Origin of the sequence: Okeania sp. SIO3I5 (assembly GCF_010672085.1) — a bacterium.
GTDB lineage: Bacteria > Cyanobacteriota > Cyanobacteriia > Cyanobacteriales > Microcoleaceae > Trichodesmium.
Window position 1 is genome coordinate 1 of record NZ_JAAHHT010000064.1, and the last position, 17,858, is coordinate 17,858.

Genomic DNA, 17,858 nt, shown 5'->3' on the forward strand with positions numbered 1-17,858 from the left:
GGCAATAAAAATTCTCCATAAATATAGATACCTCTCTGGCGAGTTGATACTTTTGTCTGTCGGAAACGCCGAATTTTCCTAATTCCTTTTTCCTCTGACTCAGCAATTTTTACTGTGTCAAAAAAATCCTCAGTTTTCCTTTGACTCTGGTAATAAAAATTTTCCATAAATATAGATATAGCTCTGGCAAGTTGATACTTTTGTCTGTCGGAAACGCCGAATTTTCCTCATTCATTTTTCCTCTGACTCAGCAATTTTTACTGTGTCAAAAAAATCCTCAGTTTTCCTTTGACTCTGGTAATAAAAATTTTCCATAAATATAGATATAGCTCTGGCAAGTTGAAATTTTTATCTGTCGGAAGCGCCAAATTTTTCTAATTATTATTTTGTCTACCTTAGCGATTTTTATTGTGTGAAAAAAATCTTCAATTTGTCTTTGATTCTGGTAATAAAAATTTGTTATAGATGTAGCGATCGCCTTCCATAAAATACATAAAATCTAAAATATTTTCCTAAAAAAAATTTGACAAAATATCAATCATTTCTAATTAGTAATTCACACATCATTTTTATTTAATTAACTAAATCCAAAAATCTACACCTAACTTAATTACAGCAAGTTATATACTGTGATAAAATTTGAGCAATATTATCAGAAAATAATCAAGCAAATTTTGCTATAACCGAACATTGAGGGAGGGATACCACTATATCAAGAAACAACAAGGCTTATTTACATTTTGTTACAGTAAATATATGAATTTCAAAAAGGATAAAAATTAGCTTTTACTAGCAATCAGCTTTTAGCATTTAGCTGTCAGCTTTTAGCATCTGTTCAAATTTCCTGCAACCTCAAGTGTAGGATTTTGAGTCGGGGTAAAAATCCCTATCTTTACGCTCAAAAAATAATTTGATTGATTGAAGTCAGAAGTGCTGATCGCTTCTTTAACTAAAGATTAACTTTAAGAGGAGAAATTTATGAATGGATCTTTTCGTGTCGGGAACCTATTTGGCATACCATTTTATATTAACTCATCCTGGTTTCTAGTTTTAGGTCTCCTTACTTTAAATTATGGTGACAACCTAGCAACTCAATTTCCTCAAGAATTGGGTGGAATATTACCTTGGATACTAGGATTAATTACAGCATTATTGTTATTTTCTTCTGTCTTAGCTCATGAGTTAGGACATAGTTTTGTTGCTCAATATCAAGGAATAGAAGTCAAATCAATTACGCTATTTATCTTCGGAGGTTTAGCAAGTTTAGATAAAGAATCTAAAACTCCTGCAGAAGCATTTTGGGTCGCAATTGCTGGTCCTTTAGTTAGTATAGTATTATTCGGTTTGTTCAAATCAATTAATATATTTACATCCATTACTGGAGCAGCAAGTGTAATTGTTGAAATTTTAGCTTATATCAACTTAGTCCTAGCATTATTTAATCTAATTCCTGGTTTACCACTTGATGGTGGTAATATCCTTAAATCTATTGTTTGGAAAATTACTAATAACCCTGAAAAAGGAATTATTTTTGCTAGTAGAGTAGGTCAAGCATTTGGTTCGTTAACAATAATTTCTGGTTTAATTCCAACTTTTTTATTTAGTAGTTTTCCTAATTTTTGGAATATTCTCATTGGTTTGTTTTTGCTACAAAATGCTGGTCGTTCTGCACAATATGGAGAAGTTCAAAGTGTGCTTAGGAATTTAACTACAGTAGATGCTATTGTTCCTAATAATCCAATTGTTTCAGAAAGTCTATCTTTACGAGAATTTGTGAATGAATATGTGATTGGGAAAGAAAGTAGAAAGCAGTTTTTAGTTACAGATGAGGCAGGGCAGTTAGTAGGAGTAATTAATGTTGATGATTTGAAAATAGTTAATACTTCACAATGGCCTTTAGTTCAGGTTAAAGAATTAACAAAATCTCTAACAAACATGGAGTCTGTAAATGCTGAAACTCCCCTATTAGAAGTAGTTTCTTTGTTAGAGCAAAAGCAAATTAATCAGCTAACTGTTATTGGTGAAAATGGTATGTTAGTTGGGTTGATTGAAAAAGCTTCAATTAGGCGTTTGTTAGAAAACAAATCTCAAGCTAAATCTGCTTAAATTAAGAGGTAGTTATAGGGCTACACGCAAGTCAAAAGTCAAAAGGTAAAAGTAAAAAATAATCTCTGAGTAAGTTTCAGTATTTAGAAATGTCCTAATCTTTGCTTCGATTGCTATATTAAAGAAGTAATGATAGGTAGTAGGGAACAGGGAATAGATAACACTAAACTTGCCAAATAGTTCTCATATCCCTTCTATTTTAGGACTACTAATTTAAGATAATTGGAACAGTTTTAGTGTGGAAAATTTGATTTTTTTACGTTAAGTAGTCGTGGAAAATTAATTAGGTATAAAATGTACTTTAAAAATTTGTTTAATAAGGGGCATCGCACTACTCGCAAGTCAGAAGTCTACCCCTCTTGCCGAATAATTAGGGTTTGCTGAAAAAAGCAAAGTGTGGGAAGTGTGGGAAGTGTGGGAAAACAGGGAAAATAGGGAAAGTAAGAGAAATAATTTTTCCTTGATTTTTCTGCCTCGCCCTGCCCCAAAGTCCTCACTTTATGCAGCTCTTTTAACCGAAAAACTGATACTTTTTCACGACTTAAAATGGCTAAAACCTTTATATATAAATGCTTTGATATTTAATCAGCAGAGCAATAATTAATAATTAATAATTAATAATTATTAATTAAATAATTCAGGTTAAAAGCTTCCCCTTTCAAGGGAAAAAATCGGTCGTTTGCTCGCATGAGTAGGATGGGATGGCGAGGTTTCCTCGAACTTATCCTACTAATAATATTTTTGCTGAAAAGCCCAAATATTCTTAAAGATAAAAATGAAAAATCCAGCTTTTGAGGAAAATTTAACTTAAATAAATAAGCATTTTTAGAATAGTGGGATAGGTTGTCGCCATATCCAATCGACCAAGAGAAATAAATTTTTTCCTTTTAGTCAATCCTCTCCCTTTTCGAGAAAGGTAATTATCCATTTTCCATTATCCATTATTCATTAATTAACCCCTTCTATCTCTTACCCATAAGTCTTATACCATTACCTTTCATAAATCATTTTCTAGAATCAATTTTTTACTATTTAAACTAACATTATTGACATCTTCAATTTTTTTTGCTATTTTTTTGTAGAATAGGCTATTCTGTTGTCTATATTTGTCTTGGTTATTTAATATCATGTCCGGTAGCATCGTTTGTGTATAAAAATAATCTAATAGGAAGAAAAGCTTCTGCCTTCTGCCCTCTGCCTTCCTTCCCGCAAAGTATAAGTATTCAACCGGACATGATATAAACTCTCAATTCCATCCCTGAAAAATTACCTAAAACAAAAAGATTGTACCTCAAACTTCACATAGTAAAAATTTTGAGAGTTTCTAATCTAGGAAAAGCGAACTTTAAAAGTTCGCAATTAAAGTTGTAGTTTATACAATACATTTCAATCTAAAATAATTTTTCTAGTTGTCGCTTTAGTCTTTTTATACCCCTAAATTTTAATATTTTTTCGCAGTTTTCCAGTTGCTCCAAAAATACTTCTGTATCTAAATAAGTTTCTAAAATCACCTAATTTTATATCAGTGCTTATTCTCAATTAACTACATCAAAAACAAGATTATATTCCGAAAAATTAGCACAGTAAAAGTTTGGAGAGCTTCTAATCTAAGAAGATCGAACTTTATATATTCCACAATTAAAATTTCACCTTATACATCTGAAATAATTCTCCTGGTTGTCGCTTGACTATTTTTCCACCCCTAGCTTTAATCATTTTTTCCCAATTTTCTAAAGGTTCTAAAAATACTTCAGCTCCTAAATAAGTTTCTAATATTCCCCAATTTTCTGCCAGTGGTTGTTCAGGGTTAACAACATCAAAAACGAAGTGAGCTTCAGACTTGAGAACCCGTTTTACTTCCTCAAATACCTCTTCCCAATAATCCAGAGGATAATAACAACTAAACCCCGTAGCGATCGCCAAGTCAAACTCCGAAGCTTGATATTTTAACTGATGAGCTGGCCCTAATTCTACTCCTTTAAACAATTTATAATTTAGTAGAGAACCTCTTTGATTAAGATTATCCCTAGCAATGGTACTAATTTCTTGACCATAAAAAAAAGCCTCCCAATCTCGCCAAGGATAAATCAAAAAACTTACCCCACAACCAATATCCAAACACTTTTGATTTTTCTTAGGTTTAGCTATTTCCCAAAAAGGAGAAACTATTTTTGCTGTGAGATTACCGGAGGCATAATCGTGAAATATTGGCATTGCCTCTACTTCCGGGGGTAACTCAAAAGATTCTCCACGATACTCTCGATCAAAGCGAGTTTGTACTGCCGTGATTTGAGTATGCCAATTATCTAAATTTTCCTTAGCAAACCAGGAAGATTTTTCGTGATTTGCAGATAAGGCAGACTTTTTTTCAGACATTTTTTACCTCTTTTGCACCGCAATAAGCACATTCCCGATTAAATTTTTCCAGTAAATACTCGCGAATATCATATCCCGATAAAGTTCCTTGTTGATATTCAATTCCAGAAATTTCAGGATTTTCCATCTTCTGGGTGTCGAATTTCACCAATTCCATTGCCAAAGAAGTGACTCGAGCATACTGACACAGCTTGTTAACCCAGGTTTCAACAGTTAAAACCCCATGCATTAAACTTGGGGGTAGCCATCCATTTTTTCGTTTACGGTTTAAAAATCGTGGCCTACGATAGCGAGTTTTTCGATGACGACGGCTCCGACGAATAGTTCGCCATAGTTCGCCGCCGAAGCATCGTGTTTTTGATTTGCTGGCCTCAATGTATTAAAACCATTGCAAAAATAACTTCCTCGCCGTGAGTTAATAAGGCAAATCCTGTTTGTTTGGAACCAGGCTATAGTTTAATTGCAAACCCATCGGTTCTTCAAACGTCGATTTCTTAAGAATTATTGTGAATGGGTAGCGCCTGAACACGGATGCCTTACCTGCTTTTAACAATGACCTCGCCATGCCAGGCTTGCATGGTGCTAGGGGCTTTTTTTTCGCGTCAAGCACGAATACATAATTGGTTAGATTGGACATTGTTGCGTCCCTCCTACAAAAAGCGTAAAGTTGGCCTCGCCCAGTTATTTAAGCTTTATGAATAATGAATAATTAATAATGAATAATTAATAATGAGATTGGACAGTGGGAAGTTCTTTGAATAACTATTGCCTACTAAGGCTTTGAGCGATCCAAAGGCGTGACACGGACATATCCAGGATTGAATATTCTGTAATCCTTTCTCAGCAAAGCTTTCAGCTTTTATAGCCGTCCGTTTTTTAGGAGAACTTTGGACTCTCCAGTAATGAGAGAACTCTTTAATTATTAATTATTAACTATTAATTATTAATTATTTAAGACGTATTGTCACTAAAATAACGTTTACTTGAAAAAAGTGGGCTGGATTAACCATTTAAACACACATAAGTGTTTTGATAATTATTTGTGGTTAGTCTATCGTCTATCGTCTATTACCCTTAAGAGCTTTTGTAAAGTTCTTACGATAAGATTTGCCAATTAATAAAACAGGCCATAATATAGATAAGAACAAACGATTCTGAAAGCCCTTAGAATAGTTTGTTCGTTCAAATCCATTCCAGAACTTCCAGACTCCAGTTCCATATACACCGAGCAATAATAAGCTAATTAAGGCACCCATGGCACAAAAATTCTGAAAAGGTTAGTTTTTTTTGGACACACCCCTATATAGATTATTGAATTAATCTTAAATTGGGCTATAGGTTGAATATTTCTAACATTATTATAACTCTATTATAACCAATGGACTTATAATTAGGGAATTAAAATTAGATGATATTCAGCCTCAGACTTGGCTTCAGTTGTTACTGAAGAGCAAAAATAAATAAAAAAAGGAAGGGAAAGATGTTGATTTTGGAGTTTTCCCAAATGCTACATTTTCTTGAATTTTGTGAATGTTTGTGGATGTTTAAGAATTAAATTTGATGCAAGGTTTTGATAAAAAAAATTAGAAAAATTGGCAAGCAAGTAGGTACAATTAATAATTAATAATTAATAATTAATAATTACCTCTCCTTGAAAAGAAGAGGATTGACTAATTATGAAAATTTTTATTTATTATCCCCTATCCAAGGGGAGGCTTTAAACCAAATTTTTTGGTACATTCATTACAAATACTCTCAAATTGAAAAGTTGATATCAATGGGAATTTCAAGGAAAAAGAATGGTAATTGAACTAGCAGTCAGCTACTATAATAATCCTATTTAAGTAATATAAAAAACATCTGGGCTGTTTAGGAAATGGTTCATTAATGGATAATGGATAATGAATAATGCATAATGGATAATGGATAATGGATAATGGATAATTACTTATTTCTAAAAGGGAGAGGATTGACGCTAAAAAAAAATAATTTTTTTCCTTTATTGGGGAGGATTCAAACTTGAATTATTTAATTATTTAATTATTAATTCTTTAGTAATGGGGGGGATAGTTTAGTATATTTTTCTATATGTTTGATTTGGCATTTTTTACAAATCGTTGATGATAGGTATATTCCTAAATATCCATTTAATTACAAACAAATAACGTCTCTCTTTTATCAAACTTTCTGTCAAAGAATATGTTGGTAAAACATAGCATTTTCAGGGTATAAAAAATATTCGATTGAGTATTTCAGTAAGCATTCAGCCGTCAGCTATTAGCTATCAGCTATTAATTCATTGTTTTTTGGCAGGAATTTAGTTGAGGAATGAAAATTTTGTGTAATTTAATTGAATTTTTGCTTCATTAATTAAAAAGCTGAGAGCTGACTGCTAATAGCTGAATGCTTACGTATTTCAAGCCTTTTTATATAACTAAATATTGATAACTAATAACTGAATATATGACTGCTATAAGTATAGAAAAAAAATTAATAAAGGAGGAATTATGCGTGCAGTGTTAATGGCTGGAGGTTCAGGAACGCGACTCAGACCACTTACCTGCGATATTCCTAAACCAATGGTTCCAATTTTAAATCGTCCAATAGCTGAACATATTATTAATCTGTTGAAAAAACATCAAATTAGGGAGATTATTGCGACTTTACATTATCTGCCTGATGTGATGCGTGAATATTTTCAAGATGGCAGTAAATTTGGAGTTCAAATGACTTATGCTGTCGAAGAAGAACAACCTTTAGGAACTGCTGGTTGTGTGAAAAATATTGCACAACTTTTAGATGAAACATTCTTAGTAATTAGTGGGGATACAATTACAGATTTTGATTTAAGTGCAGCTATAGAATTTCATCAAAAAAATAAGTCAAAAGCTACATTAATATTAACACGAGTTAATAATCCAATTGAATTTGGAGTAGTAATTACAAATGAAGAACAAAGAATCAAAAGGTTTCTCGAAAAACCTTCTACAAGTGAAATATTTTCTGATACTGTTAATACAGGAACTTATATTTTAGAACCAGAAGTTTTAGATTATTTACCAGACAATCAAGAATGTGATTTCTCTAAAGAATTATTTCCTTTATTGTTAGATAAAGATGAGCCAATGTATGGTTATGTTGCTGAGGGTTATTGGTGTGATGTTGGGCATTTAGATGCTTATCGGGAAGCTCAATATGATGCACTTCAACACACAGTAAAACTTGAGTTGCCTTATCAAGAGCGATCGCCTAATCTCTGGATAGGAGAAAATACTTATATTGACCCCACAGCTAAAATTGAGACACCAGCTTTAATTGGAGATAACTGTAGAATTGGTCCTAGAGTTCATATTGAACCAGGTAGTGTGATAGGAGATAATGTAACAATTGGAGCAGATGCTGATGTCAAGCGTCCTATTGTTTGGAATGGGGCATTGGTAGGAGATGATACAAATTTACGAGCTTGTATAATTTGTCGAGGTAGCAGAATAGATCGTCGTGCCCAAGTATTGGAAGGTGCTGTAGTTGGTTCTTTGTCTAGTGTGGGAGAAGAAGCTCAGATTAGTCCTCATGTCAGAGTATGGCCTAGTAAAAAAATTGAATCAGGAGCTACTCTGAATATTAACTTGATTTGGGGTACAACTGCCCAGAGAAATTTATTTGGACAACGTGGGGTACAGGGATTAGCAAATATTGATATTACTCCAGAATTTGCAGTTAAATTAGGAGCTGCTTATGGTTCTATTTTAAAATCGGGTTCTATAGTATCAGTTTCTCGCGATCAACGTAATATATCTCGGATGGTTTCTCGATCTTTAATTGCTGGTTTAATGTCAGTAGGAATTGATGTAATTAATTTAGAATCTACTGCTATTCCTATTGCTAGAACAATTTTACCTACTATGAATTTAGTGGGTGGGGTTCATGTCCGTCTGTCTCCTAATCGTTTCGATCAGATATTAATTGAAATCTTTGATTCTCAAGGAATTAATATTTCTAAAACGACAGAAAAAAAGATAGAAGGAGCATATTTTAAAGAAGATTTACGCCGAGTACAAATATCAGAAATTGGCAATATGGTTTATCGCCATGAAGTATTAGATGCTTATAGTAAAGGGTTTGAAAATCTTCTCAATTCTGAGGCAATTCGCTGTAGTAAATCTAAGGTGGTAATTGATTATTGTTATGGTGTTTCGGGAGCAGTTTTACCACAATTATTAACTAAATTTGGTTGTGATGCGGTAGTTCTAAATGCTAGTTTAAAGGAAACTTCTTTAGGGATAGAAGAAAGAGAAAGTTTACTAGATCAATTAGGTAGAGTAGTAGAAGCTTTGCAAGCTAATGTTGGAGTTCAGGTAACAGCAAATGGAGAACAATTAATATTAGTAGATGAAGCTGGTTCTGCCATTCGTGGTGAGATGTTAACTGCACTAATGGTAAATCTAATGTTAACAGCTCATCCACGGGGTACAGTGGTAGTACCAATCAATGCTTCTGCTGCAGTAGAACAAATTGCTAATCGTCATGATAGTCGTGTGATTCGGACAAAAGCTAATCCTACAGCATTAATGGAAGCTTGCCAAGTTAACCATAATGTGGTAGTCGGAGGAAGTGGTGAAATGGGGTTTATTTTCCCAAAATTACATCCTGGTTTTGATGCTATGTTTTGCATTGCTAAAGTTATAGAAATGCTGACTATTCAAGAGCGATCGCTAGGACAAATAACTGCGGATATTCCTCCTGTTACTCATCGCTGTTATACAGTACGTTGTCCTTGGAAAGTTAAGGGAGCATTAATGCGGTATTTAGTAGAAACTAATCCCCTAGAAAAATTAGAATTAACTGATGGGGTAAGAATTATTAATCATCAAGATAACAATTGGGTGTTAATTTTACCTGATGCGGGAGAACCATTAGTACATATTTATGCAGATAGTAACGATCGTGATTGGGTGGATAAAACTTTAAGAGATTATCGAAATATGATACATGATTTTGTTAACTTATTTATGGCTGGAAATCAGTTAGATAATTTGTGATTCAGGGAGTAGGGAGTAGGGAGTAGGGAATAGGGAATAGGGAATAGGGAATAGGGAATAGGGAATAGAGAATAGAGAATAGGGAATAGGGAATAGGAGGAAGTAATTAATAATTTTGAGAATTTGTAATTCAGGTATGGAGGGAATAGGGGAAAGTAATTGATAATTTTGATAACTTGCAATATATAATTACTGATGCTACCGAATATAATATTAGTCTATTAGTCAAAAATTAAAATTAAAAATTCAAATGAATAGTTGTATATTAATGGTCCAAATTACCAAAGATCCAGAACTACGCTACACAGCAGATGCTCAATTACCAGTAGCAGAAATGATAGTAGAATTTGCCAATATAGGAGTTGATAATAAACCTGCGGTACTAAAGGTAGTAGCGTGGCGAGACTTAGCTCAACAAATTAATGAAAAATATCACGAAGGTGATTTTATAATTGTTGAAGGTCGCTTGAATATAAATACTATTGAACGACCAGAAGGTTTTAAAGAAAAACGAGCTGAATTAACGGCCTCCAGAATCTATCCTATTAGTCCTGAAGCTATGAACCTTGATGAAAATCAAATATCAACAAATAGCTCCAGTAATAGAAGTGTAACTCAACAGCAACCACAAGAAGAAAAACATAGTAATGTTGTAGATTTAAAATCCCGTCGTAGCTCTACTGTCAATCAAGAATCAACAGCTAATCTTCCAGAAGATGAATTACCAGGTGACGATTCTGACCCTATTCCTTTTTAACTTTTAGTAGGGAATAGGGAATAGGGAATAGGGAACAGTGGGAAAAACATTTCCGCTGTCTAAGATTCATCATCAGTCTATGTTTATGTCTTAACCAATTATTTCTTAGCTATAACTATCAGCTTTTAGCTATAAAATCTCTGGCAACTATTGTAAGATAGGTTAAAATTCCTTGATAATCCATATCAGGAAAATATTAAGCACAAATATTTGATGAAGCCAGATAATTAACTAGAATCATTCTCTACTGACTACTTGCCTTTTACACTACATTTTGAATTGCAGAATGTAAGTTATAAATCTTAAAAAAATGAACTGAGTGCTGAGTGCTTACTGCTTCTTTAAAAAAGAATTGAATTTGTACTTTTGATTAACTTAACTCCAAATACATTGGCAAAAGCATTAGCTACAAGAGGAAGGACTTCATCTATAGTAATTGTGGGCAGAAACTGAGCCAAACTACCTACAGGTTTATCGTAAATACCACAAGGTACAATTCTGTGAAAACCTTCTAAATTAGGAGAAACATTAAGAGCAAAGCCGTGCATAGTTATCCAACGACTGACTTTAATTCCAATTGCTCCTACTTTTCGACCTTCTAACCAAACCCCTGTTAAACCTGGATATCGTTCACCCTTAAGATTATAGACATCTAAGACTTTTAGCAATACTTCTTCTAGTTGTCGTAGATACCAATGTAAGTCTTGCTGATAATGTTTTAAGTTAAGAATAGGATAACCTACCAGTTGACCTGGACAATGGTATGTCACTTCTCCTCCTCGCTCTATTCGATGGACTTCATATTCATTTTGATTAGGATCGAATTTGAGAAAATCTAATTTTGCCCCTTGCCCCAAAGTATAAACTGGTGGATGTTCTAATAATATGAGGACATCAGTTAATTCTGGACAATTACGACGTTGTTGGACAAGCGATCGCTGCCATTCCCAGGCCACCGAATACTTTGTTAATCCTGGACAAATTAATTGGCAAGTTTGAGGCATTTTAGAGTAGGGGAGTAAGGGATTCACTAATGGATAATGGATAATGGATAATGGATAATGGATAATTACTTTTTTGAAGCGTTGCTCTAATCCCCGCTACAAAAACAAGTTCTGTACGGGCGAATGACCATTTATCTATACTGACTACTGACTATTGACTTCGTTAACACACTCTTCCTACTTTTGACTTTTGCGTTTAGATAGCTGACTATAGCAATCCTAAATAGGTTGTAAGATTTTATCGTAGGGGTTTGGTCTCCTTTCCGCAAGCGCCAAGGGATTTGGAGACCAAACCCCTACAGTTTTTTCTCACAAATGATTTAATATTGCTATGTTTCTTGATTATCTTTTGAGAAAGTACCCGAAAGGGATTTCTGCCTTCTCAAATATAACTACTTTTTTTTGATAAGAAATCAAGAAAAGATAAAACCTAAAATGTAACGATTCATATTGCTAACCACATACTGCTAATTATCCAAAAAATCAAGGGTAATTTTAGTGAAATTAAGGAAAAAAAAATCAAGAATTGTCAAGTGATGCAAAGGATTTTAAAGAAAGGATGTCGGGAAGAATACAAAGTGCTATTCTATATACATAATAGTAAGCCCAAACACAATTCGGAGGGAGCTTATGAAGCTTGTGATCCAGGGTAAAAATATAGAAATAACTGATTCTATTAATGAGTATGTCAGCCAAAAAATTGAAAAAGCAGTTAATCATTTTCAACAACTCACCACAGAAGTAGACGTACATCTGTCAGTAGCTAAAAATCCACGCATAAATCCTAAGCAAACAGCAGAAGTAACTATCTACGCGAATGGTACAGTCATTCGTGCCCAAGAAAGTAGTGAAAACTTGTATGCTAGTATTGACTTAGTAGCAGATAAAATTGCACGTCAACTGAGGAAGTATAAAGAAAAACGTCAATCTAAGGTAAGTAAAGAAAAGACTGTTGAGGTGATTCAATCACAACCAGTTGTGGAGAATTTAATTGGCGATCGCCAACCAGAGTTACCGAATGAGGTAGTACGAACTAAATATTTTGCTATGTCTCCGATGACTGTGGAAGACGCCCTGGAGCAGCTACAATTTATTGACCATGATTTCTATATGTTTTCCAATGTGGCAACTGGTGAAATTAATGTTATTTACAAACGTTATCATCATGGCGGTTATGGTTTAATTCAACCACGACCTAACGGTAATAGTAATGGTCATAATGATAAGGTAGCTAATAGTATTAGTGAAGCCTCTGGTCTTAAATCTACTTAGGTTTAGAATTGTCAAACTTTATAAGTTATTGACAAATTTCTGAATAATATTTGGTTGAATAGTTATAATAAAAACTCGTAGTGGGGCTTGAGAAATATCTATGACTTTTTTCTCAGACCCTACTACAAACAAAAACTCGACCTTGATAAATGAAAATATGATTACCGTCACAACCTGGCTTTGAAAATAGCTGTAGAAAAGTTCAACACCAGTGTGGGAATTGCTATATTCAGAGTATAAAGTTACTCAACTAATCTGAATTATGCGAGTTTTATTGGTCGAAGATGAACCAGATTTAGGAGCAGCAATTAAACGGGTTCTCCATCAAGAATCCTATGTAGTTGATTGGGTAGTTGATGGCATAATGGCATGGGAATATTTAGAAAGTCAATTTACCTTATATCGCCTTGCTATTATTGACTGGTTGCTGCCTAGTTTATCAGGGTTAGAATTAGTCAAATTTTTGCGACAAAAAAATAGTGCTTTACCCGTGTTGATGTTGACAGCAAAAGATAGTATGGCAGATAAAGTAATGGGATTAGATGCAGGAGCAGATGATTATTTAGTTAAACCTTTTGGAATGCCAGAATTATTAGCTAGACTTAGAGCTTTACAAAGGCGATCGCCTGAAATTCAACCCCAACAATTACAGGTAGGAAATCTAATTCTAGACTACGGTACTAATACTATTTGTTTCATTAATAAAAATCAGGATCGACAAGTCATTAATCTCACTCATAAAGAATTTGTATTGCTAGAATATTTTCTCCGACATCCTCACCAAATTCTTAGTCGCGACCAAATTTTAGCTCAACTTTGGGAATTAGATGCGGAACCAATAAGTAATGTTGTTGCTGCTCAAATTAGATTATTAAGACGTAAATTGGGGGCGAGTGGAGGAGGAGATTTAATTGAAACGATTTATGGTTTAGGTTATCGCTTTAATCCTGTGGATAAATAGGGATAATCTATTTTTTGCTAATAAGGAATAATATACAATAAATCTCGAATATAATTCCATAGGTTTTATAGTTATTCTATAGGATTTAAACTACAGTTATTTTACTAACAAGATAACTTTACACGATTATCAAAAAAATTCATCTTTATTTCATAATTTTCTTTTACATTGAAAGAGTATTCAAGTAGAGTTTAAATAAGGAAATGAAGAGACTAATATCCCCAATTTCAATAATTTTGTTTCTTGCTCTTGTCGCTCCTGATGTCAAAGCTACTGGTACATCAGGAGATACAAATAGTCCTCATATTATTCATGCTAATACTCATTCAAGTTATGGGACAAGAGGCTTAACTAACCATCATTTTGAGGTTCACGTTGAAGGAAAACCATTAACTAAACTCTTGATAGAGTTACCCGAACAACTCAAGGTTCATCGAGGTGTAAAAGTTACTGATTCTATGGGAAATTCAATCCAAGCAAATACTAAAATTAACAAGGAAATAGCAGCATTAGAATTTGCTCAACCCGTACCTATAGGAACAATTATTTCTATAGATATGTTAGGTGTAGAAAATTCGATTTTTGGTCTTAGCGATCGGATGTGGCAATATCAAATTTTTGGTAATTTAGTAGGATTAGATAGAAATATTATCTTGGGAATAATAACACTTAAAACCGACCGAGACTAATATAAAATCTGTTCTCTGTGTTGGTGCGCGTTCCTTGGTGGATGATATATCCACAAGGTCGCACCGCTATTATATATTGCCTACTACCCAAAATTTTCAAGCTTCAGATAGAGTATATAAAGTTTGAATATTTAGGTTAGTAGTAGTAATTTTCAGAAGATTTAGCAATTCCTGCATAGGTTGTGAAAAATTTCATCACAGTTCATACATACTGAAAATCCTTTAAATTATGGCTTTATACTCCACCAATTCTGACTTATAACTACCACTAAAATATTACAAATGAAATTAGGATTGCTATGTTTAAGCAACTAAAATTTGAGTAAATATTTTGTTTTGATTATCTCTTATATTGTCGGCGAATTTGAAACCACATAATAATTCCTGTCACTGCTAACATTAACATTCCAAAGGTATTTAAAAATGGATAAATCATCTCTAAATTAATTCTCCCAAACTTGCCTCTATGCCATTCCAATAGCCAAATAAAATCATTAGCTTGACCAGTAATAACTGATATTTGAAATAGAGAACCTGTAATTAAACTAAGTAGTACAGGAAATAACATTATTGGCGCAAACCAATAGTGCAGTTGCCGCAGTCTAGCTTTATTAATTTTCATATTTTAAGTCTTATTTATGGTTGATTTTATAGCAGGGAACAGGGAACAGGGAACAGGGAACAGTTGGAAAAGTGTTTCCTAGTATAAGATTCATCATCAGTCTATGTCCTAATCTTTGCTTCGACTGCTATATATTAGAAATAATCCAGTGAATAAAAAATAGGTGCAGAATAATATTTTTGACAATTACTATATAACTTTATCTAAATATATACTGCTTCATTGAAAATAGTAGAAAAGGCATAGTTAATAACAGTAAAAAAACAATTTCTCCAGGCTGTGGCATAAAAATATTTGTTTGAGGCAAATCAACTGAATTGATAACTTTTTCTTCTACAACTGTTTCTAGTTGAGTTTCTACCTCTGTAGAAGAAGTTTTTTGTATATGATTTTCTGTTTTTTTATCAACAGAATTATTTTCTACTTGTTTTACTTCTGCTTTTGAATCATCATTTTTATTAGGTACATGAAACTCTGGAGCATGAGCTAGTAAAGATATGGTGTGCATTATGTTTTATACTCCTATTAAAGACTATTTCTAATATTTTTAATAAAAACCTGATTGTTCTTCAGTAATAAACCGAATTTTGTCAGGTTTTATTATCAAATATTTGAAATTTACTGAGCTTTTTTTAAGCAATCAATACTAAGCATACATGGCATTTATGAAATTAGGATGAAATGTCAATCTAACTTGTGCCTGTGGCGATTGTAAAATCTTTGATTTTGTAGGTTAGGTTAGGTGTGGGATTGATTTTGGAGATATACCAATAAATTTTGAATTGCACCGTAACCCACCATTAATAAATTTTTGAAATACTCTCTTGGTTGCTTCAGGGATTATAACTACTAAAATTCAAAAAAAAATTCGTTGATATTTCATCCCAATTTCATATTCTTGAGTCAAACTACCGTTTAGTAAAAAATATTAGTTTAGTTGGGAAAAATATTAATATGTCCTATCAATTCAAAAATCAACATTAACCATAATCTTTTTAACTACAAATTGAGCAAAAAGTTAACTAAAACTATGAAAATCAACCCACTTACTAGACGAAACTTCTTACGCTTTACTGCTGGGATAGGTATAGCAGCAGGCATAGAAAATATCTTACCCACTTATAACAGACAAATCATTGCTGCTACCGATTCTGAAAATGGTAACAAATATCCAAATTTAATTAACCTGCAAATTCAGGAAACCAAACTCAAAATAGGAGAGCGAAAAGCTACCGCCATGACAGTTAACGGAGCAATCCCCGGACCATTAATTCGTTTACGGGAAGGTCAAACAGCTACTATTAAAGTCACAAACAATCTCAAAACAGATACCTCAATTCATTGGCATGGAATTATTCTCCCACCCGAAATGGATGGAGTTCCCGGACTAAGTTTTGCTGGCATTAAACCAGGAGAAACTTTCACCTATCGTTTCCCTGTCAACCAGAGTGGTACTTATTGGTATCACAGTCATAGTGGGTTGCAAGAACAACTCGGTCATTTCGGAGCAATGATTATCGCTCCAGCAGAACCCGAACCTATAGAATATGACCGGGAATATGCAATATTGCTCTCTGACTGGACTTTTGAAAACCCCCATCAAGTGCTTGCTAACTTGAAAAAGAAAAGCACTTACTATAATTATCAACGGCGAACAGTCGGGCATTTGTTTGATGATATGGATTGGCGGAGAATGCGGATGGACCCCACGGATATTGCTGATATTACAGGTGCAACCTATACATATTTAATGAATGGTATGGCACCTGAATCTAACTGGAGTGGCATATTTAAGTCTGGTGAAAAAGTTCGACTGCGGTTTATCAATGCTTCAGCAATGACTTTTTTTGATGTGAGAATTCCCGGACTGAAAATGACGGTAGTACAAGCAGACGGTCAAAATGTCCAACCTGTAACTGTGGATGAATTTCGGATTGCTATTGCTGAAACTTATGATGTAATTGTTCAACCTGAAGAGGAGACTGCTTATACTATTTTTGCCGAAACAATGGATAGAAGTGGTTATGCTCGTGGAACTCTTGCGCCTAGTCTGGGTATGACTGCGCCTCTACCGGAACGCAGAAAACGTCCTCTACGAACTATGGCAGACATGGGTCACGATCATGGTATGGATCATTCTGCACATTCTCAACACTCTCCAAATATGGATGGGATGGATCATTCTCACCATAATAGTGGGATGGATCATTCTCACCATAATAGTGGGATGAATCATTCTCAGCATAACAGTGGGATGAATCATTCTCAGCATAATAGTGGGATGAATCATTCTCAACATAATAGTGGGATGGATCATTTAACCGAAACACAAACGATACCCCATCAAGAAGCCGTAATGCACGGTCCAGACCATCATGGTTCAGGTAGTGCAGGGGTAGCTATGATGTCAAAAAGTCGGCTCCACGAACCAGGTATTGGTTTAGAAAACACAGGTACTCGTGTTCTTCTCTACACCGACTTACGCAGTCTGAAACCTCGTGAAGACCAAAGAAAAGCCGAACGAGAAATAGAACTACATCTCACGGGAAATATGGAACGGTATATGTGGTCGTTTGATGGCAAAAAGTATTCAGAAGCAAAGGAACCAATTCAATTTTACAACGGCGAACGACTACGACTTACCTTTGTCAACGATACGATGATGGAACATCCCATTCATTTACACGGAATGTGGATGGAATTAGATAATGGGGCAGGTGCTTATAAACCACGCAAACATACTGTTCTGGTTAAACCTGCCGAGAGAATGTCTGTAGATGTTACTGTAGATGCACCTGGTAACTGGGCGTTTCATTGCCATCTGCTCTATCACATGAAAGTGGGAATGTTTCGTGTTGTGTCTGTAACTGATAAGGTAGAAAAAGCATAATAATGAAATTTTTGCATAAGTTCAGAATAGGGAAAAAAATCTCTACCAATTCTCCTTTGGAAGAGAGAGGGAAAAAAATATCTACCAATTCTCCTTTGGAAGAGAGAGGGAAAAAAATATCTACCAATTCTCCTTTGAAAGA

Annotated in this window: 12 protein-coding genes and 1 pseudogene; 8 read left to right on the forward strand and 5 right to left on the reverse strand. The window is 34.0% G+C overall.

Annotation, left to right across the window (positions count from 1 at the left end; all coding sequences use genetic code 11):
- The first annotated feature begins 978 nt into the window (after positions 1 to 978).
- Positions 979 to 2,106, forward strand: coding sequence for a site-2 protease family protein (locus tag F6K40_RS16335; protein ID WP_293137605.1), 1,128 nt, complete (start codon positions 979 to 981; stop codon positions 2,104 to 2,106).
- A gap of 394 nt (positions 2,107 to 2,500) precedes the next feature.
- Positions 2,501 to 2,710: a hypothetical protein gene (locus tag F6K40_RS16340; protein WP_293137607.1), complete on the forward strand. Its 210-nt coding sequence runs from the start codon at positions 2,501 to 2,503 to the stop codon at positions 2,708 to 2,710.
- 1,034 nt (positions 2,711 to 3,744) lie between these two features.
- Here F6K40_RS16340 and F6K40_RS16345 read toward each other — a convergent pair.
- Both F6K40_RS16345 and iscB read right to left on the reverse strand, forming a co-directional pair.
- Positions 3,745 to 4,482, reverse strand: a complete 738-nt coding sequence (locus F6K40_RS16345) for a class I SAM-dependent methyltransferase (RefSeq protein ID WP_293137609.1) — start codon at positions 4,480 to 4,482, stop codon at positions 3,745 to 3,747.
- Positions 4,475 to 5,119: pseudogene (gene iscB / locus F6K40_RS16350) on the reverse strand (RNA-guided endonuclease IscB). Before iscB ends, F6K40_RS16345 begins: the two are co-directional and overlap by 8 nt.
- Positions 5,120 to 6,989: 1,870 nt before the next feature.
- Between iscB and F6K40_RS16360 the strand changes: the two are divergent.
- Entirely contained in the window at positions 6,990 to 9,521 is a 2,532-nt protein-coding gene (locus F6K40_RS16360; protein WP_293137613.1) for a mannose-1-phosphate guanyltransferase, read from the forward strand.
- A 250-nt stretch (positions 9,522 to 9,771) separates the two neighbouring features.
- Complete coding sequence (locus F6K40_RS16365; protein WP_293137615.1) at positions 9,772 to 10,278, forward strand: single-stranded DNA-binding protein; 507 nt, start codon at positions 9,772 to 9,774, stop codon at positions 10,276 to 10,278.
- Positions 10,279 to 10,619: 341 nt separating this feature from the next.
- Here F6K40_RS16365 and lipB read toward each other — a convergent pair whose 3' ends face one another.
- Positions 10,620 to 11,282 carry a lipoyl(octanoyl) transferase LipB gene (gene lipB, locus F6K40_RS16370; RefSeq protein ID WP_293137661.1) on the reverse strand — a complete coding sequence of 221 codons (663 nt, stop codon included), beginning with the start codon at positions 11,280 to 11,282 and terminating at the stop codon, positions 10,620 to 10,622.
- 630 nt (positions 11,283 to 11,912) lie between these two features.
- On the opposite strand from lipB, the gene hpf reads away from it, so the two are divergent.
- The 3 genes from hpf to F6K40_RS16385 all read left to right on the forward strand — a co-directional run bounded on the left by hpf (position 11,913) and on the right by F6K40_RS16385 (position 14,204).
- Entirely contained in the window at positions 11,913 to 12,554 is a 642-nt protein-coding gene (gene hpf / locus F6K40_RS16375; RefSeq protein ID WP_293137617.1) for a ribosome hibernation-promoting factor, HPF/YfiA family, read from the forward strand.
- A gap of 262 nt (positions 12,555 to 12,816) precedes the next feature.
- Positions 12,817 to 13,515, forward strand: a complete 699-nt coding sequence (rppA, locus tag F6K40_RS16380; protein WP_293137619.1) for a two-component system response regulator RppA — start codon at positions 12,817 to 12,819, stop codon at positions 13,513 to 13,515.
- Positions 13,516 to 13,718: 203 nt separating this feature from the next.
- Positions 13,719 to 14,204 carry a hypothetical protein gene (locus F6K40_RS16385; protein ID WP_293137621.1) on the forward strand — a complete coding sequence of 162 codons (486 nt, stop codon included), beginning with the start codon at positions 13,719 to 13,721 and terminating at the stop codon, positions 14,202 to 14,204.
- A 340-nt stretch (positions 14,205 to 14,544) separates the two neighbouring features.
- On the opposite strand, the gene F6K40_RS16390 is transcribed toward F6K40_RS16385, so the two are convergent.
- Together F6K40_RS16390 and F6K40_RS16395 are read right to left on the reverse strand one after the other, a co-directional pair.
- A complete protein-coding gene (locus F6K40_RS16390; protein ID WP_293137623.1) occupies positions 14,545 to 14,826 on the reverse strand; it encodes a PepSY domain-containing protein in 282 nt (93 codons plus the stop codon).
- A gap of 199 nt (positions 14,827 to 15,025) precedes the next feature.
- A complete protein-coding gene (locus F6K40_RS16395) occupies positions 15,026 to 15,334 on the reverse strand; it encodes a hypothetical protein (protein WP_293137625.1) in 309 nt (102 codons plus the stop codon).
- A 522-nt stretch (positions 15,335 to 15,856) separates the two neighbouring features.
- Between F6K40_RS16395 and F6K40_RS16400 the strand changes: the two genes are divergently transcribed.
- The gene (locus tag F6K40_RS16400) at positions 15,857 to 17,716 is read left to right on the forward strand and encodes a copper resistance system multicopper oxidase (RefSeq protein WP_293137627.1); all 1,860 of its coding nucleotides are present in this window, start codon (positions 15,857 to 15,859) and stop codon (positions 17,714 to 17,716) included.
- Positions 17,717 to 17,858 lie beyond the last annotated feature (142 nt).